We start from the raw sequence: 22,491 nt of genomic DNA on the forward strand, positions 1-22,491 counted from the left end.
AAACTTTGTGCCTTAAAACATAATATTTTTAATCTAACTTTTGTGTCTTTGTGTTTTTTTAAAATTAATTATTTAGCAATTATTTCCATCAACATCACAAGAATCACCTTCTTGAATGATGTCAAATTTTGAATTATTTTCTAAAAACTCGGACAAACTTTTTTCCAAAACTTCAGAAAATAAATGCGTTGGTTGTGCACCGGAAATAGCATATTTTCTGTTGAAAACAAAGAACGGAACACTGTTAATTCCTAAAGAAGCGGCTTCTTCGATATCATTATTTACTAATTCTGTTAATTCTGGAGATTGAACTGCTTTTTGTATTTCCTCTTTTGTAAAACCTAACCTTTCGCCAATTTCTGAAAGAACTTCAATATCGTCAATGTTTTTTCCAAGGATGAAATAAGCTTCGAACAATAGCTCTTCCATTTCATTAGCTTTTCCCTTTTCTTTACCCAACTGAATTAACATTTGACTTTTGAAAGAATTAGAAACTTTTACTTCATCAAAATTGAAATCGATTCCAGCATTTCTTCCTATTTGGATCAAATTTTCGTGCATTTTGATTGTCTCTTGTAAAGAATGACCTTTGATGTCAGACAAATATTCATAATGATTTCTGCTAAGATCGGTTTTCATTTTTGGGTCTAATTGGAAAGAATGCCAATTCACCTGAACCTTATCATTTTGAGCAAAATTCTGAAGTGCTTTTTCAAAATTCTTTTTTCCAATAAAACAAAACGGACAACGTATGTCGCTCCAAATATCTACTATCATTTTTTTAATTTAATTTTTTAACCATTTGAAAACCTTCAACAATCAACCAAAAACCAACAACTAAATAATGTTGACTTCCCGTTCCAACTTAATTCCGAATTTTTCTTTTACAGAATCAATAATCATTGTAGAGAAATCAAAAATCTCTTTTCCAGTAGCATTACCAGTAGCGTTGATGATGACCAAAGCTTGCAATTGATTTGATGCTACATTGCCTATTTGTTTGCCTTTCCAGCCGGCTTGTTCTATAAGCCAACCTGCAGGAACCTTTACAAAATCGCCATTCGGATATCCGGGAATGTTTTCGAATTTTTGTTTCAAAGCTTCAAATTGTGAAATTGGAATGGTTGGGTTTTTAAAGAAACTTCCTGCATTTCCAATCACTTTTGGGTCGGGTAATTTGCTTTGTCTGATGCTAATCACCGCTTTCGAAACATCCTGAATGGTTGGATTATTGATTCCCATTTTCTCCAATTCTGATTGGATTGCGCCATATTCAACATCAATTTTATGATTTTTCCTTGTCAATCGGAAAGTCACTTCCAAAATCACATATTTCCCTTTGCATTCTTGTTTGAAAATCGAATCTCTATAGCCAAATTTGCATTGTTCCAAATTGAAAGTTTCAATTTGTAATGTTTCAAGATTCAGAACTTTGCAGCTTTCGAAAATGTCTTTTATTTCTGTTCCGTAAGCGCCTATATTTTGCATCGGAGAAGTTCCAACGTTTCCGGGAATCAATGACAGATTTTCCAATCCACCATAATTTTTATCCAAACAAAACATCACAAACTGATGCCAGTTTTCACCTGCTTTTGCGGTTACCAAAACTTCATTTTCATTAATGATTTCTTCATGGATGCCCTTCAGGTTAAGGTGAATGACAATTCCTTCAAAATCTTTAGTCAGCAAAATATTACTTCCACCGCCCAGAAAAAGGAGTGGAAGTTTTTTAGAGTTTGAGAATTTGAGCGTTTCAATTAATTCCTCGAGGGAACGAACTTCAGCAAAATATTTGGATTTTACGTCAACACCAAAAGTGTTGTAGGGTTTTAGGGAAATGTTTTCCTGCATTTTATTTGTACTTTGCAGTTAGTGCGGTCAGTTTTGTTTTAAGCTTTTCCAATTGTTTGTAATTCTTAGCATCTCCGGAAGCGTTGAAAATTTCATATTCTTTTTCTGCTGTTACAATACGAAAGATCTCATCGTGTCCGTCATACACACCTCTTCTTTCTCCACTTTTTGTCTGGCTAAGCATTTTCAGGTCAAGACCAGCAGTGAGGCTGTTCCAGTCTGCAGAAGTCATTTTTTTCGAATAATTCGGGAAGTCTGTTACATTGCCACCTCTTCCCTCAGTTTCAATCGCTTCTTTAGTAACTTTTACAGTTGTCAGTCCGCCTCTTCCGTATGTATTGGTATAGGAAATAGATTTGATGTTGGAATTCTGAGCTACCGTTTTGCAGCTGATAAGGAAAATGGCAAATACAGACAGTATCAGACCGGATTTTAGTAATTTCATCTTATTAGATTTATGATTGGTGTAAATTTAAAAACAAAACCACATAGAATTCTAAATTTTAAATAGATTTTCAGAACGATTCTATGTGGTTATTAAGGTTAAACGGGTCTGAGGATTAATTCAGCCCAAATTCAGTTCTGTATTTTTCTATTGCATCTTTCAGAAGTTCCGCACTTCTTCTGAGATCTTCTTGTTTCAAAACATACGCAATTCTTACTTGTTTTTTCCCTAATTCCGGATTGCTGTAAAAACCGCCCATTGGCGCTACCATAATGGTTTCGTTATTATTAGAATAACTTTCCAAAAGCCATTGTGCAAATTTTTCTGTATCGTCTACAGGTAATTCGACGCCACAATAGAATGCTCCTTTAGGTTTTGGACACATTACTCCAGGAATCTCATTCAATAAGCTTACCAAAAGGTCTCTTCTTTCTGTATATTCTTCTCTAACTTTAGCAATGTATTCTGCATCGTTTTTATGTGCAGCTGTTGCAGCAATTTGTCCCAAAAGAACTGGACTCAATCTTGCCTGAGCAAAAAGAATAGCTGCATCGTGGATTTTCTTTGAACGCGTAATCATACAGCCGATTCTCGCACCACACATCGAATATCTTTTCGATTCTGAATCGATAACAATAACATTCTCTGAAACTTCTGGAAATTCGAACATAGAGATTTGCTTTTCACCATCATAAACATATTCCCTGTAAACTTCATCAGAAATAATCACGATGTCGTGTTTTTTTGCAATTTCTGCCAGCTTCTGAAGTTCTTCTCTTGAGTAGAGATAACCTGTCGGATTTCCGGGGTTACAAACAACAATCGCTCTTGTTTTATCTGTGATTTTTTTCTCAAATTCTTCTATGGAAGGCAATGCAAAACCTGTATCAATAGTTGATGGAACTGCAACTACATTGATATTGAATGTTCCCGCAAATCCATTATAATTAGCATAGTATGGTTCCGGAATAATAATTTCATCACCATCATCACATAATGTGGAAATAGCGAAATTCAAAGCTTCTGAACCTCCGTTGGTTACAATAAAATTATCAGGCGTCAAATCCGTAAATCCCAAAGTATGATAGTACTCAGCCAATGCTTTTCTGTATTCAATATTTCCTTCTGACAGGGCATATTCCAAAACTTTTAAATCAATGTTTTTCACAGCATCCAAAGCTGTTTGTGGCGTTTCGATATCTGGCTGACCAATATTAAGGTGATATACTTTGATAGCTTTCTGTTTTGCTGCAGTGGCAAACGGGACTAATTTTCTTACAGGTGATGCAGGCATATGCTGCGCTCTTTGTGATATTTTAGGCATTGTTTATAGACTTTGGAGTACAAAAATAAGTTTTAATTTTTCAATAAAAAAATTAGTATTTTTGATTTAAAATAAATCCTCTAATGCAGATTTTTGTTGATACTGTAGAAGAATATATTTCCCAGATACCTGAGGAAAGACGAGACGCTTTCAGAAAGCTGTTGGAAACTGTGGATCGTAATCTTCCGGCAGGTTTTCAGCAGACAATGCAATACGGAATGGTCACTTGGGTTGTTCCTATGACCACTTATCCCGCTGGTTATCATTGTGCGAAAGATACACCTGTACCTTTCATAAGTGTAGCTTCTCAAAAGAATTTTATTGCTTTTTACAATATGGGAATTTATGCTGACCCTAAAATTTTAGATTGGTTTGTCGCTGAGTTTCCGAACCATTCTAAAAAGAAATTGGATATGGGAAAGTCTTGCATCAGGTTTAAAAAAGTTGAGGATATTACCTATGATTTGTTGGGTGAACTGTGTCAGAAAATATCTGTGGATGAATGGATTGCATCTTATGAAAAAAAATTTAAAAAGTAATATTCTTTGCAGTATTTTTGCGCTTCTTTTTTTAACAAGCTGCAAAACTTATAATACTTCTATTTTGGAAAACGGCGATTTACTTTTCGTACCATCTGTAGATTCTGGACTGTCTGGAGCGATTAATAATGTCACTCAGACGGAGAAGAAAACTTCGTATGACCACATTGGAATTGTAAAAAAAGAAGAGAATCATCTTTATGTTCTTCATGCTGCGCCGAAAGGTGGTTCTCAGAAACAGAAGCTTGATCTTTTTTTGAAAGAACAGACAAAATCGGGACAATTTATAGATGTTTACAGATTGAAATCTGAATATCATTCATCCATTCCAAATTCGGTTTCCAAAGCGGAAACATTGATTGGAAAACCTTATAATTTCGATTATATTTTGGATGATAATTCCTATTACTGCTCGGATTTTGTAGAAAGAGCTTTCCGTGATTATAAAATTTTTAAACTGGATCCCATGACATTCATTGATCCAAAAACAGGTAAAACCAATGCATTCTGGGAAAAGTTCTATCAAGATAAAAACCTAAAAATTCCCGAAGGAGAGCCTGGCTGCAACCCCAATGGATTGGCAGCTTCTGATAAGTTAGAAAAGATCGCCACTTTGAAATAATTTTTTTGAAATTAATTCATACTTATTTGGTGGGAATTAAATAATTTATATATTTGTATCAGAATTAAATGATTAGCATCTTCTCTCATATCATAATGTGCAATTCCAAATAAACATTTGGTAGGCGAGAGTGTGTGAAAGCTTTACCCTTCTAGGTGAAGCTTTTTTAATTTTAAAAGAAAAAACTATGGAAAAAAGTAAAATTAAAACCATTTACGTTGATGAAAACGTCATTTCAATTGTAGCTTATCAGGTGGTATTGTTAACGATTTTCGGACTTCATTTCCAGCAGCAATGGTTGCTATATTTTGTTGTTGTAGATTTTCTGATCAGAGCAACAGGAATCTTTATGTCTCCCTTATTTTTTGTGGCTAAAAAGATCAGTGAGTTTCTCTATCTGGAAAAGAAGCTTGTATTTGCCGGCCCGAAGAGATTCGCCGCGTCGCTGGGTTTGCTTTTATCGTTATTGATAGCTGTTTATTATGATTCTCAGGTTGGGATTTTTCTTGGGATTTTTCTCATTGTTCTGGCATCTGTAGAAAGTGTTTTTCGTGTCTGCGTAGGCTGTTACATCTATAACTACTTGGTTCTTCCGCTCCTCAAAAAAATTAACCGTCCAAAAAATTAATATTATGATTTATCCTAACGAAAATAATAACCAAGCATTGTATGCTGGTGCCGAAAAAGATATTTTATTGGAAGTCGATCTGAATGGTAAGATCAGATTTGATGTTTTGCTTTTTGCAATTTATAATCAGCTAAATATCCCCTATAAAATCATCAACGCAGATCTGGAATATATTAATGGCAATAATTTCGGCAATGTACATCTGCAGTTAAAAGTTAATAGTAGCTCAGTCACAGAACTGGACGATTATCTTAAAAAATATAAATTGGTCAATAGTAAAATTGATGTCACACAAAAAAAGGAAGCTTCTTAATTAAGCTTCCTTTTTACTTTATAATGAGAATGATTCTCGGTTATCAACTAACCATCAAAAATCGTCCATTAGATTTCAATCCTTCTGATTTCAGCGCCAATTGCTCTCAATCTCTCATCGATATTTTCATAACCACGGTCGATTTGTTCGATATTTTGAATCACTGATTTTCCTTCGGCGGAAAGTGCCGCAATCAGTAGCGCATTTCCAGCTCGTATATCAGGAGAAACCATAGACGTGCCTCTCAACGGCGTTTCTTGATTCAATCCGATGACCGTTGCTCTGTGCGGGTCACAGAGAATGATCTGAGCGCCCATATCAATAAGTTTATCTACAAAAAATAGACGGCTCTCAAACATTTTTTGGTGAATGAGAACAGAACCTTTTGCCTGTGTAGCTACAACCAAAATAATTGATAATAAATCTGGGGTGAATCCGGGCCAAGGCGCATCGGAAACCGTAAGAATGGATCCGTCGATAAACTTCTGAACCTTGTAGTGTTCCTGAGAAGGAATGTATATATCGTCGCCTCTCTGTTCCAGTTCTATTCCAAGTTTTCTAAATGTATTTGGGATCACACCAAGTTGGTTCCAATTAACATTTTTAATAGTGATTTCAGATTTTGTCATAGCAGCAAGGCCAATCCAAGAACCGATCTCCACCATATCCGGAAGCATTGTGTGTTCTGTTCCGTGCAATTTATCTACACCGTCGATAGTGAGCAGATTAGAGCCGATGCCGGTAATATTAGCACCCATTCGGTTCAGCATCTTGCAAAGTTGCTGCAGATAAGGCTCGCACGCGGCGTTGTAGATTCTTGTTTTTCCTTTTGCTAAAACAGCTGCCATTACGATGTTTGCTGTTCCTGTTACAGAAGCTTCTTCCAATAAGATAAATTTTCCGTTCAGCTCTTTAGCTTTCAGGGAATAATATTGATCTTCTTCGTCAAAACTAAATTCTGCCCCCAGTTCTACAAAACCCTGGAAATGCGTATCTAGACGTCTTCTCCCGATTTTGTCTCCACCTGGCGTTGGCATATAAGCTTCGCCAAATCTCGCCAGCATAGGTCCGAGAATCATAACCGAGCCTCTCAGTTTTGCACCGTCTTTTTTGAACTCTTTGGATTTGATATAATCGAAATTAACTTCATCAGCTTTAAACGTATAATCGCCTTTTCCGTTTTTAGTCACCTTCACATTTAAATCCTGAAGAATCTCTATCAATTTATTGACATCTTTGATATCCGGAATATTACTGATCCGCACCTCATCCTCAGTCAGAAGAACCGCACAGAGTATCTGCAAAGCTTCATTTTTCGCACCTTGTGGGGTGATGTCACCACTTAATTTTTTTCCTCCTCTTATTTCGAAAGCTCCGCTCATTATCTTCTTTTGTTTTTATGGTTTTGGAAGTTATTTTTCCTTTTACTATTGTTATTATTTTGGTTTCTACTATTTTGGTTTCGGTTATTGTTTTGGTTTCTGTTAGTGGTATAGTAGATTTTACTTTTGTCCAGTGAGTCCAGCCCAGTGAGATCCAGCTGATTGTCAGACAGATCCTTCAGATGCCGGAAAATAACATCATCACTCACGTGCTCTTTGTTATAAACATTGTAAGACTTCTTCATATTATTAGCAATGACCTGGATCAGTGCATCTTTCTCATCACCGTCATTCAATTTGATTGCCATTTCTATCAGTTGAAGAATACTTTTACCATAGAATTTGTAATCATTATCAAAAGAAGGGTAGTCCATTCTTCTCGGTTTTTCTGCCAATTCCTCCTTGGTAACAATAGTGTAAGGCGAATCTACATCCAGATCATAATCTGCTAAAATAAAAAGATGATCCCAAAGTTTGTGTTTATAGTTTTCTTCATCGCGAAGATGCGGGTTTCGCTGACCCATAAATTCTACAATTGCAAGCGCCATTTCATTACGTTCTTCCTTAGTGGGAAGCGTTTTGCAGTGCTCTACCAATTGCTGTATATTGCGCCCGTATTCAGGCATTATTAGCTGTGTTCTGTCGGTATTATATTCCATAATACTGCAAATATAAAAATAAACTTATAATCTTTTGAGAAGATATTTCTCCGAATTTTTATAGCTGTAGATTTATACGGAATTGTGGATTCTAAAACCTTAAGAATTGTAGATTATAACTCTTCCAAAATAGAATTATAATCTGAGCCAATTTTTTTCTTGAGTCGTTGTTTGGCTTTTTTGACAGCATCTATAGTAACACCAAGCAGCGATGAAACATCCTGATTGGACAATCCCAATTTTGAAAGAAGAATAATTCTAAGGTTGGATTCTGTAAAATCCGGAAAATCCGAAATCAATTGATTGTAGAAATCCTTTTGCTCATTTTGGAATGCGTTCTTGAATTTTTGCCAGTTGTCATTCGTCATCAAGTGTGAGTCCAAAAGTGTCTGAAGCTTTTGTTCCCTCTTTTCCAAAATAGAGAAGGAAGACTGCGTTTTGGCGATTGAGATTTCTTTGTTGAGGTTTTCTATCTGCAGGTTTTTTTCTGTAAGGTAGGTGTTCAGAGACGCCAGAGTAATATGTGCATTATCCAGTTTCTGTTCTGATTCTACCTTATCCAACTGCAGCTGAAGAACCTTTTTCTCGTATTCATTTTTTCTGTTTTTCTCCTGTTTTTTATTGATGAAAACAATCAAGAGTAATAATAGCAAAAGCAAAGTCGCAATCACGATGAAGGCTCTGGTTTTCAGTTGTTCCTTTTCGTATTGGGCATTAGCAAGGCTCAGTTTGCTCGCATACCGTTCTTTTTGAGCCAGGATATTATTGCGGTCCAGATTCTTCTGGCTGTCCAAATGGGCTAAGGAGTCTTCCAGAACATCCAATCTTCTCCTTGCAAACAATTCCTGAGGGACGTTTTTTTCTCGAATGGCAATTTTAAGATTCAGTTCCTGAATTCCAGAGAAAAATGGACGGCATCTCAAAAGCAGAGGGCTAAAATATTATTTTCAGAATATACGGATATGGAAAAAGCTTATAATTTAGCTGATGGACTCCGAAAAATTTACAATCAAAAGATTCAAAAATCTGTGGCAATGCTCAAACTTGCCCATTGGTTTAAAGAAGTGGAAGAGTCGGGATTCAAAGCTTTTTCAGTACTGATGAAAACGATTATGAATCATTACAGCGATATTCTGAATTACTTTGACCAAAGAAGTACAAATGCTTCAGCAGAATCGTTCAATGCAAAAATAAAAAACTTTAGATTGCAACTCAGAGGTGTGAGAGATAAATCGTTTTTCCTCTTCAGATTATCAAAACTTTTTGCCTAGTCCCCAAGTTTTGAAACTAATCCGGCTTTTGCTTCTGCAATTTGGTTGTTATCAAACAAGACTTTGCTCAGCTCTATGTGGGCAAACATCGTGTTCTTAGCTGCTTTGGCTTGTTTGGAAAATTTTAAATCATCTTTATAATATTGTATAGCAGCAGCGTAGTTTTTTTGCATGTGGTTTAGCCGTCCGTAATTTCCCAAAGCTTTGGCATAGCGTTCATAATCCTTGATTTTAAGGGAGATATCCAAAGCCTCCTGGAGGTATTTTTCTGCTGCAGAAAACTGATTGATAGTGATCAGGTAATAAGCGATATTATCTTTGATAGAGGCTAATTCTCTGGAATGGGGCTGGGCATATTTCTCTGCATTTTTAAGATAGCTGATGGCTTCTTTAGTATCGCCGATTGTTCCGAAAAAGTATCCCAGATTTTTATAACATAAGCTAGGGAAAATCAGTTGGGAGGTCTCGGTTTTATTTATTTTTTGATCCGCATCCATATAGATTTGGAGCGCCTCTGTTACTTTGGAGTAATCATAAAGATAGAAGGCATAGTTAACCAGTGCCCAAACTTCTAATCCAGGATGATGGGTGACTTTAGCGGTTTCTATGGATTTTTTATAGTAATGGTCACTTTGAAGATTAACTTTATCAATGGCTTTGGACAGCCCGTTGGCAAGCAGGCTATAATAAACAGACTGCAGTTTTTTGTCAGAAGAATGCAGTATTGGCGCGAGATAAGACTTGAGCCTCAGGGTATCTTTCCCAAAATCTCGATACTGCCGAATGATGTTTTCTATCTTTTGGTTACTTTCTAGACTATTGTCTATAGTGATAGTTTGGGAATAGACTGAAACCCAAGACAACATAATAAAGCATAAACTATAAAGAAGCTTCAATAGATTTAATTCTCTATTGCAAAATAGAAAAAATAATTGATAAATCTATAATAGTAGTCGGTTACTATTGAGAAATTAAAATTAATAATTGAAACAATTCTTTAATTGTATTTTATTTACAGTTTATCCGTTATTTTTATTTCATGATTCCATTATTTTGACCATAGATAGCAGGATGCCGCTGTATGACTTCTGTTATTTTTATCGGTTTAGTAAAATTCATTTTACAGATGCCTATCACAAAAATCATTTGGTCTGGTGGCAGAGATTCCGTGGTCCATATAGTTGCAGGAGGGCTTATGTGAGAAGATACTTCCATAGTAAACTCTGCGAAAACTTGTACAGACGGATAGGAGAGTGTGTTCATATCTACAGCAATGACATAGAGTGTTAAGTTAATACGGTCTGACTTGGCAACAGGTCGGAAATCTCTTTTCAGAGACAACTCAGGAATACTGATGCTGAGACGCTGTGGAGTATCCAAAATACATTCTGGAAAGAAGTGACAGATAGATTGCCATTCGGCGTTTTTATTAAACTCGAATCCGACCATCATCTTGGGCAGATCCCATCGGACTGTCGTATCGGTTTTCATGGGATCCGTATTCCTAACTGCCATCCTGTTAAAATAGGTACGGTGGCGATAGGCATACGTTTTGTCTGTGGTGATGGGAACATGCCGCAGTAGACTCTTTCGGTAGAGCTTATCCAGGTGGCTGATATTTCCAAAACAATTCGCTGATTTTTCTTTAGCTGCTGTTTGTTTGATGCGGCTCGGTTTGCCTCGGACAACCGTCATATCTCCGATGTTTACAAATACAAAGCGACCAATGCTACCGCTCAGCTGTCCTTTTGGATTGATTTTTCCCATCTTATGTGTGTTTTTGATAAAGGCTATTGCACTCCTTCGTTCGTATAAAATTAATTTAAAATAAAATGCAAAAACAAAGTATCTCTATATTTTTTATAGTCTAACAATAACTTAACTATGGACATGCTATAGACTAAGCTGGTACAAAACAGCATTGTTCTTACAAGAGCATTACTAATGATTTTACAGCTATTCCAAATTGAAAAGCTGTCCTAATTTGGCAGATGTGGCGGGCGGTGTTCTTGTAAATGGTTGATAATCATAAATGCTTATTTGAAAAATCATTTGTCCCTCCTTTGTCCACCCCTTTTTTTTGTATTTCGTTTCAGTGTTTGATTTCTTTGTGTTAAGAATGATACTTTCTAAAAGCGAAAAAAAGAGAAAAAATTAATGTAGAACAAAAAGAAGGTGTTTCAGAACATTTTTTACTCCTACGAAAGTCTATGTTTAAATTTTGATTTTCAATTATTTGAGCACGTCATATTAAAAAAACATTGTATGAAAAAACTTTACATTTTATTTTTCTGGATTCTGGGGATTTCGACTTGGGCTGCGCATTCCGATGTGCCGCCTTCTCCTCATAACAGCGCCATTGTGCCAGCATCTGTTTTGGCACCACAAGACTATTTCATCACCCAGTGGGATCTTAGCAAGATCGGAAGTGCTGTTTCCGAAGAAACTACCTCTCTTACTTTTGGGGTGGCCGTAGTGGGAGCAGTGAACTACAGCTGGAGCACTATAGATAATTCTTCCTCCGGATCTGGCGTTATAGCCAATGGTAATACAACAGCGAACATCACAGGACTGCCAGCGGGGAAAACGATTGTGCTAAGCATAGAGCCAGCTAACTTGAGGAGGTTTTACATCAATTATGGAACAGACAAACAACGTTTGACGGATGTAAAGCAGTGGGGAGTAGTTGCCTGGAGTAGTCTGCTGAATGCTTTCTATGGCTCTAGTAATCTAAATATCTCTGCTACAGATGTACCTAATCTGGGTAATGTGACAAGTATGTATTCTATGTTTGCATTTTGTAGCAGTCTGAATGGACCTTCTAATATCAACAACTGGGATACGTCTAAGGTGACTAGTATGGGTTATATGTTCTATTTAGCTAGCGTATTTAATCAAAATATCGGAAGCTGGAATACTGCGAATGTTACCAATATGAGCTTTATGTTCTACAATGCCAGTGCTTTTAATCAAAATGTAGCTTATGTTATTAAGATTTACAAGAAAGATGAGGTTGTAACTAAAAAAGTCCTTAAATAATGCTAAATAGAAGGATTTCTGATAAGGGAAATCAAGGATTAGGAGAATGTTAATAGCCCTACCAAAATCTAAAATAAATTACTAACCATAAGAGCTTATTTTAACCAGAAAGCCATCACATTTTTGAGATGGCTTTTATGATTAATCTATAAATTTTTTTCGCTGTTCCGGATTGGGTAAGAAGCATTGGTTTTTTGCTAATTTCTTTCTGTTTTGCGAAACCGAATTATAAAACTGATTGCCAAGAAAGTCCGGGATGATTTTGCCAACAGAAGCAAGAGTGTAAATACCACCAAGTTCCGTAGCTATTTTGAGTATGGCCTGGTATTTTGTCAGGTAAAAATGCTGCGGTTTCCAGAGGTAAAGTGTATCAAAAACTTCATTCGGGAGATTTCTCTCATTCAAAAACTTCTGTCCAAATTCGGATTGCAATGATGAAAACAGAAACTTATCTTTTGTGTCCTTTTCCAAAATCCATTGTACCCAATGGTTGCAAAATCCGCATTCGCCATCATAAAAAACAATGAATTTATCTTTCAAACTAACGGAGACTTCTGTCGTCATAATGTATTGGCTTGCTGTATTTGTTTCTGAACCATTCTAAAATAATCAACAAGCTGTTTCCTTTGTTCATCAGATAATTTGGCATCAGAATGACCGAGAGTATAACTTTCCAAAGGCATCTTTTTCTGCTCAATATATTCCGCCGCTTCTTCCAGTTTTTGTGCTTGTCGTTTCGGTTCGTACGTTGCAAATGTAGAGAAATTTAGTTCTTTTCTACCTTCGTCAATATGATTTTTCAACAGCCAAGCAACAGGCTGGATATTACTGTAAAAAGGGTACTTTGTTTCGTTAGAATGGCAGTCGTAGCAAGAGTTTTTGATCAGTTTTGTAATCGGTTCCGGTGTGTTTTTAATTTTCAGAAAATCCATTCCTTCATTTGTCGTTGGATTGGTTTTGTCTATCGGAAAAAATTGAATGATAATAAATACCATAAGCAATACAACTAGTATCTTTTTCATAATTCAGATTTTCGGATACAATTGCAAAAAGCTTTCCAATTTTTGGAGCTTAATCCCGCTATCCGCTATATCTTTTTCTTTTTTTGCAAAAAAAAAAAGGATGCCGCTACTATGGGGCTAGTAAGTACTTCGGTATTTACGATTCTCAATCAACTATCAACTATCAATCAAAAATCGTATATTTGCAAAAATTTTGGGCTTCGAAAGTCGAAGTAACCCATTCTTAATCAAGTCTTATGCTCATTAATCTAAACCTGAGCTGAGACCAAGAAACAAATTTTATGAGCAATATTGTCGCAATCGTTGGGCGTCCCAACGTCGGAAAATCCACATTATTTAACCGATTATTAGAGAGGAGAGAAGCTATTGTAGATTCTACAGCAGGTGTTACTCGTGACCGTCATTATGGAAAATCTGACTGGAATGGTGTAGAATTTACTGTTATAGACACCGGTGGATATGAAGTTAATACCGAAGATGTTTTCCAGGAAGAAATTTCGAAACAAGTTCAACTAGCCATTGATGAAGCGACCTCCATTATTTTTATGCTGAACGTGGAAGAAGGTCTTACAGACACGGATTACGAAATCTACGAGAAGCTGCGCCGTTCTAATAAGCCAGTTTATATCACTGTTAATAAGGTAGATTCTGCAAAAGAAGAATTAGCAGCCACAGAATTTTATCAGTTAGGCATAGAGGAATATTTCACATTGTCTTCGGCAACAGGTTCGGGAACCGGAGAATTGCTGGATAAGATCGTCAAAGATTTTCCAACAACAGACTACAAAGATCCTTTTGAAGGACTACCTAAAATTACTATTGCGGGACGTCCGAATGTGGGAAAATCAACCCTTACGAACGCGCTTCTGGATGTGGAAAGGAACATTGTTACAGATGTTGCAGGAACCACCAGAGACAGTATTCAGACGCTTTATAACAAGTTCGGGCACGAGTTTGTATTGGTGGATACAGCGGGGATGCGTAGAAAATCTAAGGTGAACGAAGACCTGGAATTTTATTCAGTGATGCGTTCCATTCGTTCTATAGAATATTCTGATGTTGTTATCATAATGGTAGATGCTACTTTGGGCTGGGAATCTCAGGATATGAATATTTTTGGTCTTGCTCAGAAAAACAGAAAAGGTATCGTGATACTTGTTAATAAATGGGATCTGGTAGAGAAAGAAACCAATACTACACGTGATTTTGAAGCCGCTATCAGGCACAAAATTGGGCAGTTCAGCGACATTCCTATTTTGTTTGTTTCTGCGTTGACAAAGCAGAGAATCCTGAAAGCAGTGGAAATGGCGATGCAAGTTTATGAAGACAGAAAGAAGAAAATAAAAACCTCCAAACTGAATGAGGTGATGCTTCCTGTGTTTGAAGCGATGCCGCCACCAGCTATCAAAGGAAAATATATTAAAATCAAATATTGTGTACAGTTGCCGACGCCAAGTCCGCAGTTTGTATTTTTCTGCAATCTCCCGCAGTACGTAAAGGAGCCTTACAAACGTTTCACGGAAAATCAATTGAGAAAACATTTCGGTTTCACCGGAGTTCCTATTGAGGTTTATTTCAGACAAAAATAATAATCTATTAACCCTTTCCGAGTTTCGTGCTCTGAAAGGGTTTTTTATAATAAATATTATCATTACATTTAGAATCAAAGATTATAATAAAACTATGTTAGCTATACTTTCAGAAAACTTCTCGCTTGTCAATTCCTGGATCAATGATTTAAGAAATATCGATGTGCAACAGGACCGAATGAAGTTCCGTAGAAATATGGAGAGAATTGGGGAGATTGCTGCTTTCGAAATCAGTAAAACCTTAGACCAAAAAGAGATCGAAATCACAACCCCACTTGATACTATTAAGGTCAAAGAAATAGAGACGCAACCTGTTATTACAACAATTCTCCGAGCTGGAGTTCCGTTGTTTCAGGGGATTTTGAATTATTTTGATAAGGCAGATTGCGGATTTGTGGCGGCTTACAGAAAACACGATGCCAATGATTATTTTTCTATTAAACAAGATTATCTGACTTGCCCTAAATTAGACGGTCGTCCGCTCATCGTTGCAGATCCGATGCTGGCAACAGGCGCATCTCTGATTGAGGCGATTAAAGATTTGCTTACAAACGGAAAACCAACTTCCATTCATATTGTCGCAGCAATTGCCAGCCGCCAGGGAGTGGAAACCATCCAAAATGCTTATCCTGATGCCAACATCTGGATTGGTGCTTTAGATGAAAGTTTGACCTCCAAAGGTTATATCACACCAGGTTTAGGTGATGCCGGAGATTTGTCATACGGCGAAAAACTACAGAGATAATTATCAATTAACAATTAACAATTATTTACACGTCCATCGCCATTACCAAAATACTGATTTTTACATTTTTGGAATTATTCAGGATTTCCCAGGCGATATTTGAAATGGTGTTTCCCGTAGTGTAAACATCATCAATCAGCAGAATGTGCTTATCATCAATACGTTGTGTTAGTTGGTAAGCATTTTTTGTTTTCAGTCGCTCGCTTTGGTCTTTCTTCGCCTGTGCTTTGCTATGCGTGGTGCGTTTTAGCAATGTATGATTTACAGGAATGTTGTAGAACTTAGACAGTTCGTTACCAAACAGATGAAGTTGGTTGTAGCCACGTTGTTTCAGCTTTTTGTAGTGTAGCGGAACTGTAGTTATAATGTCTGGTTTATCATTTTGGAAATCAACTCTCTCCGCTACCCATTTTGCAAGATTTTTACCGATATTTTCCCGATTATTGTACTTCAGCTGTTGGATAATGTTCTGAGCAAGGCTTTCTTTTTCATAATACAATAGAGAATAAGCATTTGATATCGGAAATTTAACTAGTAGCTTATCTTTGAGTGTGTTACTGTCGTTATAATTTTGGTTGCTAAAGTTAATTCTTGGAAAACAAACTTCACAGACAATGTCGCTTTTGTCAATCAACTGGTTGCAATTCAGACAACGGTTTGGGAAAAGAAAATCAAAAACCATTGTCCTAAATTAATGATTTTCTGATTTTTTCAATCGATTTTTTCATATCAAGATTAAACTGCTCTTTATCCAGTCGCACCGGCGGATACTGGCGCACCTCACAATCCCGTATACTGCAGCTCTCACACGTAACACCAACTTCTATGGTTCTAAGCTGTGATGATGTTGCAAAGCTGATTTTTTTTAACGTCTGATTATTAAGAAGGATTCCTAGGCAATAGCTTCTATTACTGCCGTCTGAAAAAGGATTTTTCTGCGATGTAGAAATTACAAGATAACTAACGCTCTGGTCTTTGTAATGAGAAATCTGCGCATCTGTTAGTGTTTCATTTTCCTTTAAATGATGCAAGTTTTTCACAGCTATCCATCGTCTGCAATAATGTTCGTTGGTATTATTGGAATGAGGAGCTTGCTGGTGATTCAGGTGGAGTTCTTTCAAAATCTGGATTTTATCAGAATTGTCTTTTTTTACAAAACAAAGGTAAAACAGATCTTTGATGCCGAATTCCGAGGAAAGTACATTTGTCAGCCTGTAATAAAATGTTTCTGGTGAATCTGTAAAATGCTTGATAAGGGAATCAAGGTTTTGTGGATTCCATTCTCTTTGGTCAAAAAACTCACCGGTTTTCTCAATAAGTTCCGTTTTTGATATCAATAGACATCCTGCAAAATAAGATGCATAGAAATTATTAAGAATCTCTTCAAAACTACTGAAATCAAGCCAGGAATAAGTGTTTGGACGCGATGCTAAATTCAGATAATTAAACCCGATTTCTTTTGCGAGAATAAAAACTTTTTGGTTGTTATCCAGTCTATTATTCAGTAAAAGTAATTTTTTCTCTGGGATAAAAAGGGATCGCAGTTTATTCAATGCATAATCTTGGGAAAAATCTATTGAATTAATCGTGTAATCAAACGTTTCTCTCAGTAATTGTTCCAGGATCTCACTCTTTAAATCTTTGCTAAGTTTTAACTGATTTTCCCGTGCAAATTCTGCTGCCGCCTCTTCTATTTCAGGAAAATGATTGTCATAAAGTTCCTGGAAAGAGCGCATAACTGCAAAATAGAACCTTTCTTTTCCGAGATTATAATTTTGCGATATTTCGATGAGGGCATTTATAAAAGCAGTTACTTTTTTAGGAGCTTCGCTAATGATGCTAATAAGGTTGCTTTTATTAATGCCAAAAAGATCAAGCGGAATTTCTTTGAAAAAATCCGACTGTAGAACGTCATTTATCGGGATAAGGCTCTTGTCCAGTCTGGTGGATACCAAGTCGTCAAAGGTACATTGTAATGCCTCCGACAGTTGTATTATTTTATCGTGTTTGGGGTATTTTTTCCCGTTTTCTATCTCATTAAGATAAGATTTAGACAATCCAGTTTTGGTCGCAAGATCTTGCAAAGACCAATTTTTCTTCTGTCTATGCTGTTTGAGCTTTAGCCCAAAAACCACCCGTATATAGCTGCTTTCTGCAATCATAAAATCAAAGATAGATATTAAAGCGATTATTCGCATAATAAATTTTAAAAATAATTAGCGAACGTTCGCTATTTGTGAAAATCTTTTTTATATATTTGTCAAACCAAATCACAAAATATTTTAATTATGGAAACAATGAGCCAATTAAAAATTTCACCAGATACCAAGTTTAAAGAGATTTTTACTGATGAATTGATTGATTTTTTAGTTAAACTTCACAGGAATTTTAATCATACTAGAATCGAATTACTAGAAGAGAGAAAAAAGACACAATTGCGATTTGATTCAGGAGAACTCCCATCTTTTCCATCTGAAACCATTCATATACGAAACGCAGATTGGACCTGTGCAAAAATGCCGGCAGACTTACAAGACAGAAGAGTAGAGATTACAGGTCCGGTTGATAGAAAAATGATTATCAACGCGCTTAACTCTGGAGCCAATACGTTTATGGCGGATTTTGAAGATAGTAATTCTCCAACTTGGGAAAATTGCATGCAGGGACAGATTAATCTGACAGATGCCATTAATAAAACTATTGATTTTACTAATGAACAAGGAAAAAGCTATAAGCTTAATGAACAAACAGCAGTGCTTCTCATTCGTCCAAGAGGGTTGCATCTTCCTGAAAAAAATATAGAAATTGAAGGAGAACTTGCTTCAGGCTCTTTAATTGATTTTGGAATATACTTTTTCCGAAATGCCAAACGATTAATTGCCAATGGAAGTGGCCCGTATTTTTACCTGCCGAAACTTGAACAATATAAAGAAGCGCGCTGGTGGAATGATGTTTTTGTATTTGCTCAAAATTATCTGGACATTCCTCAGGGAACTATCAAAGCAACAGTTCTTATAGAAACAATAACGGCTTCTTTCCAGTTAGATGAAATCCTTTTTGAGCTAAAAAATCATAGTTCAGGTTTAAATTGTGGCCGCTGGGATTATATATTTTCTTACATCAAAAAATTTAGAAATAATCCTCATTTTCTTCTTCCGGACCGAGATCAGGTAACAATGGTGTCGCCTTTTATGAAGGCGTATGCGAAAAGAGTTATCGAGATATGTCACAAAAGAAATGTTCACGCAATGGGCGGAATGGCAGCTCAGATCCCTGTTAGGAATAATGACGAAGCCAATGATGCCGCTTTTGAAAAAGTGAGAAATGACAAAGAGCGCGAAGTGCGGAACGGTCACGATGGAACATGGGTGGCGCATCCTGCTCTGGTGCCGGTTGCAAAAGAAGTTTTTGATCATTATATGACAGGAAAAAACCAGATAGATAAACAGTTTGATTATAAAATCAAAGAATCGGAATTACTAGAAGTTCCTGCTGGTACGATCACTGAAAATGGTGTCAGGAAAAATATTAATGTTGGTATTCTTTATATCGAGTCCTGGCTTATGGGAATTGGTGCTGCTGCGCTTTACAATCTTATGGAAGACGCTGCTACGGCGGAGATTTCCAGAACGCAAATATGGCAATGGTTGAAACACGAAGCGGTCTTGGATGATGAAAGGATTCTCACAAAAGAACTAGTCTTGCAATGGGAGGAAGAAGAAATTTCTAAGATCCGGGATTACGTGGGAGCTGATCGTTTTGACAACGGAAAATTTGACCAGGCAAAGGAACTTTTTAATGAATTGGTTTTCTGGGATAGCTTCGAGGAATTTCTCACACTGAAAGCGTACCCATTTATCTAATCGTAATAAAAAATAAAATTTAAGAGGTGAGAAATAAAACCTATCTCACATCTCGCCTTGAACAGTATTTAAATAAACATACTAAATCACAAAATTTATGCAAACAAAACAAGAACAGGTTCAGGCTTTGGAACAAGACTGGATCACAAATCCGAGATGGAGCGGTATCACAAGACCTTATTCTGCAGAAGATGTACTGAAACTGAGAGGTTCATACAAACTAGAGTATACAATCGCTACTGAAATGTCTCGAAAACTTTGGGAGAAATTGAATAATCAGGACTGGGTTGCTGGGCTTGGTGCTCTCACGGGAAATCAGGCTGTACAAGAAGTTGATGCTGGATTGGAAGCAATCTATCTTTCCGGTTGGCAGGTGGCTGCTGATGCCAACCTTTCTGGAGAAATGTATCCAGACCAGTCACTTTATCCAGCCAATTCGGTGCCTTCTGTAGTTAAAAAGATCAATAACGCTTTGCTTAGGGCAGATCAAATCCAATCGGTGAACGGAGGTGGAGAAAAAGAATATCTCGTTCCAATCGTTGCTGATGCAGAAGCTGGTTTCGGTGGAAATCTGAATGCTTTTGAATTGATGAAACAAATGATTGAAGCTGGTGCAGCAGGTGTTCATTTTGAAGATCAATTGTCATCCGCTAAAAAATGCGGACATCTCGGCGGAAAAGTTCTGGTTCCAACCCAAGAAGCGATTAATAAATTGATTGCTGCGAGATTGGCGGCAGATGTTTGCGGTGTTCCATCTGTGATTGTTGCGAGAACAGATGCAGATGCAGCGGATTTATTAACTTCTGATATCGATGACAGAGATAAAAAATTTGTGACTGGAGAAAGAACTTCGGAAGGTTTTTACGTGGTAAATAATGGAGTAGAACAAGGGATTGATAGAGGTTTGTCTTATGCCCCTTACGCAGATTTGATTTGGATGGAAACTTCAAATCCGGATTTGGAATATGCAAGACGATTTGCGGAAGGAATCCACGCTAAGTTTCCAAATAAAATGCTGGCTTATAACTGTTCTCCGTCTTTTAACTGGGCTGCAAAATTGACGGTTGAAGAAATGGAAAACTTCCGCGAAGAGTTGGCAAAAATGGGCTATAAATTTCAGTTTATAACACTGGCAGGTTTCCACGCTCTGAATACGGCAATGTTTGAATTGGCATTAGCTTACAAAGAAAGAGGAATGGCAGGTTATTCCGAATTGCAGGAAAGAGAATTTGAACTGCAGAAAAAAGGTTTCCGGGCTGTAAAACACCAGTCATTTGTAGGCACAGGTTATTTTGATGAAATACAAACCGTAATTACCAGCGGAAAATCTGCAACTGTTGCAATGAAGGATTCTACAGAAACAGCACAATTCCATTAAGTTCATAATCCATATTATAATTGTTGAGTTTTGTATTGACATCAACAAAAAACCCTGGCTTCTTAAGAAATCAGGGTTTTGAATTTTTATTTTGGAATGATTAATATAAAATCTTATAATATTCATCCGCCATTCTGTCGCTTCCGAATTGGATTTTTACATCATCCATTGCTGTATGAACTATTTTTCTCCACTGATTAGGATTTTCATAGTAAGTCGGGATGATTTGGTTTTCCAAAACTTCGTAAAGATTTTTTAGGTCGAAGTTATCCTGCTCAATTTGTTGCCAGTTATGATAATCAGCTTTTGGAACTACAAAAGAGTTTTCACCATGTTTTGCAAATTCCGGAATCCATCCATCATCGGTAGAAAGATTGACGGAGCCATTCATTGCTGCTGTCATACCGCTGGTTCCAGATGCTTCTCTGGGAACTCTCGGGTTGTTTAGCCAGATATCAGAACCCTGTTTCAGAGATTTACTTAGAGATAATTCGTAGCCGGTAAGCACCGCCATATTTTTGTGATTTTTGCTTTCTTCTACCAGATTGTTGAAAGTAGAAATTGCGCCATAATCCATCGGATATGGTTTTCCGGCCCAGATAATCTGAACAGGATATTTAGAGTTTTCCAACATTTTTCTGAAACGCTCTTTGTCTGCTAATAAAAGGTCTGCTCTTTTGTAGCCTGCAAATCTTCTTGCCCAAACAATAGTAAGCACATTTGGGTCAAATAATTTTCCTGTTTGATCTGCAACTATCGTAAACATTCTTTTCTTAAGATGTCTTTTTCTGTAATCGAAAAGCGAATCATCACTTTCATCTTTTGCGTCATAGAGAGGTTTATCTGCCCAATATTTGAATTCCTGAGCGTTGGTGATGGATTTGATTTCGCAGATTCCAGGATATTTGTTCCACATATCTCTAGAAACCACGCCGTGTAACTGTGAAACCGCATTGGAAATTCTTGACATTCTGAGCGCACAAAGGGAGTGGTTGAACCTGTCATCATCTACACCTTCGATTTTTTTGACCTCGTCTATGCTCAGTCCGCAGAAATAAGACATATCGTGGCAATGGTATAGGTTGTGTTTTTCGTTTCCAGCTTCTTCCGGTGTATGGGTTGTAAAAACCAGTTTTTCTTTTACTTTAGAAAGATCGCCACCGTATTTTCTTAGAAGGTAAAAAGCTGCTGGCAGTCCATGCGCTTCATTCAGGTGATAAACGTCTCTTTCCAGATTCATCTCGTCCAGAAGTTTTGCACCGCCTTTTCCAAGAAGAATGTATTGCGCTAATTTTGTAGATTCATTAGCATCGTATAATTTATGACAGATGGTTTTAGAAATATGATCGTTTTCTGGCACATCTGTACTTAGGAAAAACATAGGACATGTTTTGAAGGTTTCCGGATTCAGATACCATACTTTGACCCAAACTGGAGCATTGTGAATTTCGATTTGGAATTTGATACCTGTATCTTCCAAAAAGCTGTACATTTTTTTAGTCCAGATCGGATTAAGTGTCTGATCCTGGTTTCTGGCCTGATCATAGTAGCCGTATTTCCAAAGAATCCCGATTCCTACAAAATCCTGTTTTAGATTATATGCACTTCTCATATGTGATCCTGCAAGGAAGCCCAGTCCGCCGCTGTATATTTTCAGAGCCTGGTCTATTGCAAACTCCATAGAGAAATAAGCCGTTCTCTTAGAATAGTTTGGATTGATGCTGTAAGGCATCTTAAAATTTTTAAAATCCATAGTTTATATATATTTTTAAGGTCTTCTATAAGCTTGCAAATATAATGATTAACCTGTTGTGCATTTAG

24 protein-coding genes are annotated in these 22,491 nt (G+C 36.8%); 10 read left to right on the top strand and 14 right to left on the bottom strand.

The genetic code is table 11. The annotated features are described in order from the left end of the window. Window positions 1-72: 72 nt before the first annotated feature. The 4 genes from EGH73_RS10685 to EGH73_RS10700 form a co-directional block, all read right to left on the bottom strand. Window positions 73-777 (bottom strand): DsbA family oxidoreductase, encoded by a 705-nt coding sequence (locus tag EGH73_RS10685; protein ID WP_123281822.1) that lies wholly within the window; start codon window positions 775-777, stop codon window positions 73-75. A gap of 60 nt (window positions 778-837) precedes the next feature. Beyond that, window positions 838-1,851 (bottom strand): UDP-N-acetylmuramate dehydrogenase, encoded by a 1,014-nt coding sequence (murB, locus tag EGH73_RS10690; RefSeq protein WP_123281823.1) that lies wholly within the window; start codon window positions 1,849-1,851, stop codon window positions 838-840. Between the two features lies 1 nt (window position 1,852). After that, window positions 1,853-2,296 carry a hypothetical protein gene (locus EGH73_RS10695; RefSeq protein WP_123281824.1) on the bottom strand — a complete coding sequence of 148 codons (444 nt, stop codon included), beginning with the start codon at window positions 2,294-2,296 and terminating at the stop codon, window positions 1,853-1,855. Window positions 2,297-2,411: 115 nt separating this feature from the next. After that, on the bottom strand, window positions 2,412-3,620 hold the full coding sequence (locus EGH73_RS10700) for a pyridoxal phosphate-dependent aminotransferase (RefSeq protein ID WP_123281825.1): 1,209 nt from the start codon (window positions 3,618-3,620) through the stop codon (window positions 2,412-2,414). A gap of 83 nt (window positions 3,621-3,703) precedes the next feature. Here EGH73_RS10700 and EGH73_RS10705 point away from each other — a divergent pair, with 83 nt between their 5' ends. From EGH73_RS10705 to EGH73_RS10720, 4 genes are all read left to right on the top strand, one after another. Then, complete coding sequence (locus tag EGH73_RS10705; RefSeq protein WP_123281826.1) at window positions 3,704-4,159, top strand: DUF1801 domain-containing protein; 456 nt, start codon at window positions 3,704-3,706, stop codon at window positions 4,157-4,159. After that, complete coding sequence (locus EGH73_RS10710; RefSeq protein ID WP_245985505.1) at window positions 4,137-4,781, top strand: YiiX/YebB-like N1pC/P60 family cysteine hydrolase; 645 nt, start codon at window positions 4,137-4,139, stop codon at window positions 4,779-4,781. The genes EGH73_RS10705 and EGH73_RS10710 overlap by 23 nt, the downstream gene beginning before the upstream one ends. 187 nt (window positions 4,782-4,968) lie before the next feature. Then, window positions 4,969-5,409 (top strand): DUF4395 domain-containing protein, encoded by a 441-nt coding sequence (locus tag EGH73_RS10715; protein WP_123281828.1) that lies wholly within the window; start codon window positions 4,969-4,971, stop codon window positions 5,407-5,409. A gap of 4 nt (window positions 5,410-5,413) precedes the next feature. Then, window positions 5,414-5,722: an NIL domain-containing protein gene (locus tag EGH73_RS10720; RefSeq protein ID WP_123281829.1), complete on the top strand. Its 309-nt coding sequence runs from the start codon at window positions 5,414-5,416 to the stop codon at window positions 5,720-5,722. 68 nt (window positions 5,723-5,790) lie between these two features. Here the strand turns inward: EGH73_RS10720 and murA are convergent, their stop codons facing one another. The 3 genes from murA to EGH73_RS10735 all read right to left on the bottom strand — a co-directional run bounded on the left by murA (window position 5,791) and on the right by EGH73_RS10735 (window position 8,686). After that, on the bottom strand, window positions 5,791-7,104 hold the full coding sequence (gene murA / locus EGH73_RS10725) for a UDP-N-acetylglucosamine 1-carboxyvinyltransferase (protein ID WP_123281830.1): 1,314 nt from the start codon (window positions 7,102-7,104) through the stop codon (window positions 5,791-5,793). After that, window positions 7,104-7,763 carry a DUF4290 domain-containing protein gene (locus EGH73_RS10730; RefSeq protein ID WP_123281831.1) on the bottom strand — a complete coding sequence of 220 codons (660 nt, stop codon included), beginning with the start codon at window positions 7,761-7,763 and terminating at the stop codon, window positions 7,104-7,106. Before EGH73_RS10730 ends, murA begins: the two co-directional genes overlap by 1 nt. 113 nt (window positions 7,764-7,876) lie before the next feature. Further along, on the bottom strand, window positions 7,877-8,686 hold the full coding sequence (locus tag EGH73_RS10735) for a hypothetical protein (protein WP_123281832.1): 810 nt from the start codon (window positions 8,684-8,686) through the stop codon (window positions 7,877-7,879). Between the two features lie 15 nt (window positions 8,687-8,701). Here EGH73_RS10735 and EGH73_RS10740 point away from each other — a divergent pair, with 15 nt between their 5' ends. Then, window positions 8,702-9,034, top strand: a complete 333-nt coding sequence (locus EGH73_RS10740; RefSeq protein ID WP_245985507.1) for a transposase — start codon at window positions 8,702-8,704, stop codon at window positions 9,032-9,034. Here EGH73_RS10740 and EGH73_RS10745 read toward each other — a convergent pair. Together EGH73_RS10745 and EGH73_RS10750 are read right to left on the bottom strand one after the other, a co-directional pair. Continuing rightward, complete coding sequence (locus EGH73_RS10745; protein WP_148041701.1) at window positions 9,031-9,930, bottom strand: tetratricopeptide repeat protein; 900 nt, start codon at window positions 9,928-9,930, stop codon at window positions 9,031-9,033. The two genes, EGH73_RS10740 and EGH73_RS10745, sit on opposite strands and share 4 nt — an antisense overlap. A gap of 136 nt (window positions 9,931-10,066) precedes the next feature. Further along, window positions 10,067-10,549 (bottom strand): hypothetical protein, encoded by a 483-nt coding sequence (locus tag EGH73_RS10750; protein ID WP_148041702.1) that lies wholly within the window; start codon window positions 10,547-10,549, stop codon window positions 10,067-10,069. A gap of 750 nt (window positions 10,550-11,299) precedes the next feature. On the opposite strand from EGH73_RS10750, the gene EGH73_RS10755 reads away from it, so the two are divergent. Next, a complete protein-coding gene (locus EGH73_RS10755; protein ID WP_123281836.1) occupies window positions 11,300-12,073 on the top strand; it encodes a BspA family leucine-rich repeat surface protein in 774 nt (257 codons plus the stop codon). Window positions 12,074-12,214: 141 nt separating this feature from the next. On the opposite strand, the gene EGH73_RS10760 is transcribed toward EGH73_RS10755, so the two are convergent. Then, window positions 12,215-12,637 carry a thiol-disulfide oxidoreductase DCC family protein gene (locus tag EGH73_RS10760; protein ID WP_123281837.1) on the bottom strand — a complete coding sequence of 141 codons (423 nt, stop codon included), beginning with the start codon at window positions 12,635-12,637 and terminating at the stop codon, window positions 12,215-12,217. Beyond that, window positions 12,634-13,095, bottom strand: a complete 462-nt coding sequence (locus tag EGH73_RS10765; RefSeq protein ID WP_123281838.1) for a heme-binding domain-containing protein — start codon at window positions 13,093-13,095, stop codon at window positions 12,634-12,636. The genes EGH73_RS10760 and EGH73_RS10765 overlap by 4 nt, the downstream gene beginning before the upstream one ends. 281 nt (window positions 13,096-13,376) lie before the next feature. On the opposite strand from EGH73_RS10765, the gene der reads away from it, so the two are divergent. Next, a complete protein-coding gene (gene der / locus EGH73_RS10770) occupies window positions 13,377-14,684 on the top strand; it encodes a ribosome biogenesis GTPase Der (protein ID WP_123281839.1) in 1,308 nt (435 codons plus the stop codon). Window positions 14,685-14,778: 94 nt separating this feature from the next. Further along, on the top strand, window positions 14,779-15,429 hold the full coding sequence (gene upp, locus EGH73_RS10775) for a uracil phosphoribosyltransferase (protein WP_123281843.1): 651 nt from the start codon (window positions 14,779-14,781) through the stop codon (window positions 15,427-15,429). Between the two features lie 25 nt (window positions 15,430-15,454). On the opposite strand, the gene EGH73_RS10780 is transcribed toward upp, so the two are convergent. Both EGH73_RS10780 and EGH73_RS10785 read right to left on the bottom strand, forming a co-directional pair. Next, on the bottom strand, window positions 15,455-16,111 hold the full coding sequence (locus EGH73_RS10780) for a ComF family protein (RefSeq protein WP_123281840.1): 657 nt from the start codon (window positions 16,109-16,111) through the stop codon (window positions 15,455-15,457). 4 nt (window positions 16,112-16,115) lie between these two features. Beyond that, a complete protein-coding gene (locus tag EGH73_RS10785; RefSeq protein WP_245985506.1) occupies window positions 16,116-17,627 on the bottom strand; it encodes a helix-turn-helix domain-containing protein in 1,512 nt (503 codons plus the stop codon). A 90-nt stretch (window positions 17,628-17,717) separates the two neighbouring features. Here EGH73_RS10785 and aceB point away from each other — a divergent pair, with 90 nt between their 5' ends. Continuing rightward, window positions 17,718-19,292, top strand: coding sequence for a malate synthase A (aceB, locus tag EGH73_RS10790; RefSeq protein WP_123281841.1), 1,575 nt, complete (start codon window positions 17,718-17,720; stop codon window positions 19,290-19,292). A gap of 97 nt (window positions 19,293-19,389) precedes the next feature. Further along, the gene (gene aceA / locus EGH73_RS10795) at window positions 19,390-20,670 is read left to right on the top strand and encodes an isocitrate lyase (RefSeq protein WP_123281842.1); all 1,281 of its coding nucleotides are present in this window, start codon (window positions 19,390-19,392) and stop codon (window positions 20,668-20,670) included. Between the two features lie 100 nt (window positions 20,671-20,770). On the opposite strand, the gene glgP is transcribed toward aceA, so the two are convergent. Next, a complete protein-coding gene (gene glgP / locus EGH73_RS10800) occupies window positions 20,771-22,423 on the bottom strand; it encodes an alpha-glucan family phosphorylase (protein ID WP_089770362.1) in 1,653 nt (550 codons plus the stop codon). Window positions 22,424-22,491 lie beyond the last annotated feature (68 nt).

Origin of the sequence: Epilithonimonas hominis (genome assembly GCF_003730015.1) — a bacterium.
Lineage (GTDB): Bacteria > Bacteroidota > Bacteroidia > Flavobacteriales > Weeksellaceae > Epilithonimonas > Epilithonimonas hominis.

Excerpts from the sequence above, each read along its gene's own strand:
- EGH73_RS10685 (WP_123281822.1), bottom strand. The coding sequence starts at position 777 with ATGATAGTAGATATTTGGAGCGACATACGTTGTCCGTTTTGTTTTATT.
- murB (WP_123281823.1), bottom strand. The coding sequence starts at position 1,851 with ATGCAGGAAAACATTTCCCTAAAACCCTACAACACTTTTGGTGTTGAC.
- EGH73_RS10695 (WP_123281824.1), bottom strand. The coding sequence starts at position 2,296 with ATGAAATTACTAAAATCCGGTCTGATACTGTCTGTATTTGCCATTTTC.
- EGH73_RS10700 (WP_123281825.1), bottom strand. The coding sequence starts at position 3,620 with ATGCCTAAAATATCACAAAGAGCGCAGCATATGCCTGCATCACCTGTA.
- EGH73_RS10705 (WP_123281826.1), top strand. The coding sequence starts at position 3,704 with ATGCAGATTTTTGTTGATACTGTAGAAGAATATATTTCCCAGATACCT.
- EGH73_RS10710 (WP_245985505.1), top strand. The coding sequence starts at position 4,137 with ATGAAAAAAAATTTAAAAAGTAATATTCTTTGCAGTATTTTTGCGCTT.
- EGH73_RS10715 (WP_123281828.1), top strand. The coding sequence starts at position 4,969 with ATGGAAAAAAGTAAAATTAAAACCATTTACGTTGATGAAAACGTCATT.
- EGH73_RS10720 (WP_123281829.1), top strand. The coding sequence starts at position 5,414 with ATGATTTATCCTAACGAAAATAATAACCAAGCATTGTATGCTGGTGCC.
- murA (WP_123281830.1), bottom strand. The coding sequence starts at position 7,104 with ATGAGCGGAGCTTTCGAAATAAGAGGAGGAAAAAAATTAAGTGGTGAC.
- EGH73_RS10730 (WP_123281831.1), bottom strand. The coding sequence starts at position 7,763 with ATGGAATATAATACCGACAGAACACAGCTAATAATGCCTGAATACGGG.
- EGH73_RS10750 (WP_148041702.1), bottom strand. The coding sequence starts at position 10,549 with ATGGCAGTTAGGAATACGGATCCCATGAAAACCGATACGACAGTCCGA.
- EGH73_RS10755 (WP_123281836.1), top strand. The coding sequence starts at position 11,300 with ATGAAAAAACTTTACATTTTATTTTTCTGGATTCTGGGGATTTCGACT.
- EGH73_RS10760 (WP_123281837.1), bottom strand. The coding sequence starts at position 12,637 with ATGACGACAGAAGTCTCCGTTAGTTTGAAAGATAAATTCATTGTTTTT.
- EGH73_RS10765 (WP_123281838.1), bottom strand. The coding sequence starts at position 13,095 with ATGAAAAAGATACTAGTTGTATTGCTTATGGTATTTATTATCATTCAA.
- der (WP_123281839.1), top strand. The coding sequence starts at position 13,377 with ATGAGCAATATTGTCGCAATCGTTGGGCGTCCCAACGTCGGAAAATCC.
- upp (WP_123281843.1), top strand. The coding sequence starts at position 14,779 with ATGTTAGCTATACTTTCAGAAAACTTCTCGCTTGTCAATTCCTGGATC.
- EGH73_RS10780 (WP_123281840.1), bottom strand. The coding sequence starts at position 16,111 with ATGGTTTTTGATTTTCTTTTCCCAAACCGTTGTCTGAATTGCAACCAG.
- EGH73_RS10785 (WP_245985506.1), bottom strand. The coding sequence starts at position 17,627 with ATGCGAATAATCGCTTTAATATCTATCTTTGATTTTATGATTGCAGAA.
- aceB (WP_123281841.1), top strand. The coding sequence starts at position 17,718 with ATGGAAACAATGAGCCAATTAAAAATTTCACCAGATACCAAGTTTAAA.
- aceA (WP_123281842.1), top strand. The coding sequence starts at position 19,390 with ATGCAAACAAAACAAGAACAGGTTCAGGCTTTGGAACAAGACTGGATC.
- glgP (WP_089770362.1), bottom strand. The coding sequence starts at position 22,423 with ATGGATTTTAAAAATTTTAAGATGCCTTACAGCATCAATCCAAACTAT.